The 1,743-nt window shown below is 62.5% G+C and carries 3 protein-coding genes and 1 pseudogene; 2 read left to right on the forward strand and 2 right to left on the reverse strand.

Annotation, left to right across the window (positions count from 1 at the left end; translation table 11 throughout):
- Together EOA24_RS36900 and hisB are read right to left on the reverse strand one after the other, a co-directional pair.
- On the reverse strand, positions 1-213 hold a 213-nt coding region (locus EOA24_RS36900; RefSeq protein ID WP_133374846.1), incomplete at its 3' end, for a DUF2628 domain-containing protein.
- Between the two features lie 3 nt (positions 214-216).
- The gene (gene hisB, locus EOA24_RS36905) at positions 217-813 is read right to left on the reverse strand and encodes an imidazoleglycerol-phosphate dehydratase HisB (protein WP_126080091.1); all 597 of its coding nucleotides are present in this window, start codon (positions 811-813) and stop codon (positions 217-219) included.
- A 214-nt stretch (positions 814-1,027) separates the two neighbouring features.
- Here hisB and hslV point away from each other — a divergent pair, with 214 nt between their 5' ends.
- The gene (gene hslV, locus EOA24_RS36910) at positions 1,028-1,579 is read left to right on the forward strand and encodes an ATP-dependent protease subunit HslV (RefSeq protein WP_040986886.1); all 552 of its coding nucleotides are present in this window, start codon (positions 1,028-1,030) and stop codon (positions 1,577-1,579) included.
- A gap of 50 nt (positions 1,580-1,629) precedes the next feature.
- Positions 1,630-1,743: pseudogene (locus EOA24_RS43600) on the forward strand (acetyltransferase); the annotation flags it as partial.

A 1,743-nucleotide genomic window follows, 5' to 3' on the forward strand; every position in this document is an offset into this window, starting at 1 on the left:
CATTGATCCGGCCCATTCGAGCCCGAGCCTCTCACCGAGCGCCGACAACACCGCCATGACGACGAAGGCCAACACCGCCTCGATCCACAGCCGGTTCCAGGCGAGCCAGAGCGGCGAGAACAGGAAACCGAGCCAGGTGAAGCTGTCGCGCACAAAATGGACGTCCTCGGCTTTTTTGCCGGCCGGCGGCTCCATCACGACATAGATCGCCATAGCCTATCCTTTCAGCGATCCCTTGGTGGAAGGCACGGCATCCGGCTGGCGCGGATCTGGCTCGAGTGCTGCCCGCAGCACGCGCGCCACCGCCTTGAAGCAGGTCTCGGCAATATGATGGTTGTTGGCGCCGTAATGGTTGGTCACATGCAGCGTGATGCCGGCATTCTGCGCCAGAGCCTGGAAGAACTCGCGCACCAGTTCGGTATCGAACGTGCCGATCCTCGGCGAGGAGAAGCCGACGTTCCAGACCAGAAACGGCCGGCCGGACACGTCGATCGCCGCGCGGGTCAGCGTCTCGTCCATGGCAAGGTCGATCGAGGCGTAGCGCATGATGCCGCGCCGCTCGCCCAACGCCTTGCTCAGCGCCTGGCCGATCGCGATCCCCGTATCCTCGACCGTGTGGTGGTCGTCGATATGCAGGTCGCCCTTGGCCTTGATGGTCATGTCGATCAGCGAGTGGCGCGACAGCTGGTCGAGCATATGGTCGAAGAAGCCGACGCCGGTCGAAATGTCGGCCTTGCCCTTGCCGTCGACATGGACCGAGACCGAAATCTCGGTTTCCCTGGTCTTGCGGCTGACTTCGGCCGAACGCGTCATCGTCGTGTCCTTATTGCCCTGATCGGGGCCCCGGGCTTGAAAACGAAAGCCTTCTATCAGCATGATCCGGCGATTGCCAGTTGCCATTCCGGCCACTATCGGCCTTCGCCGCGGGGCGGTTTGCAATCATTGGCCTTATGCATACATATGGCCCATCCAACTCACTCGTACCGCGCCAATCGCCTTCAAGGGATAGCGCGAATCGGAGCTCAAAATGTCGAATGAACTCACCATGCACGCCACGACCATCATCAGCGTGCGCAAGGGCAACAAGGTCGTGATCGCCGGCGACGGCCAGGTCAGCCTTGGCCAGACCATCATGAAGGGCAACGCCCGCAAGGTGCGCCGCATCGGCAAGGGAGGCAGCGTCATTGCCGGCTTCGCCGGCGCCACTGCCGACGCCTTCACCCTCTTGGAGCGGCTCGAAGCCAAGCTCGAGCAATATCCCGATCAGCTGACGCGCGCCTGCGTCGAGCTCGCCAAGGACTGGCGCACCGACCGTTACCTGCGCCGCCTGGAAGCCATGATGCTGGTCGCCGACAAGTCGGTCTCGCTGGCGCTGACCGGCAATGGCGACGTGCTGGAACCCGAGCATGGCGTGATGGCCATAGGCTCCGGCGGCAATTACGCCCTGGCCGCGGCCCGCGCGCTGATCGACACCGACAAGGACGCCGAGGAGATCGCCCGCAAGGCCATGCAGATCGCGTCCGACATCTGCGTCTACACCAACAACAATTTTGTTGTCGAAACGCTCGATGCCGCTTGAGCTTGCCGACCATGATCCCAAAAAGTGGGAGCCGGTTTTTGGATAAGGTCATGGTCACTCAGCAGCATAGCTACGATTTTCGGCCGGTCACCGAGAAGGATCTGGCGTTGATCGCCAGGTGGCTGCGCGAGCCGCATGTCGCTGAGTGGTGGGACGATCCGGAC

It is taken from the genome of Mesorhizobium sp. M2A.F.Ca.ET.039.01.1.1 (genome assembly GCF_003998035.1).
In the GTDB taxonomy this organism is placed as follows: Bacteria; Pseudomonadota; Alphaproteobacteria; order Rhizobiales; family Rhizobiaceae; genus Mesorhizobium.

Coding starts and splice junctions, on each gene's coding strand:
- hisB (WP_126080091.1), bottom strand. CDS start 813: ATGACGCGTTCGGCCGAAGTCAGCCGCAAGACCAGGGAAACCGAGATT.
- hslV (WP_040986886.1), top strand. CDS start 1,028: ATGTCGAATGAACTCACCATGCACGCCACGACCATCATCAGCGTGCGC.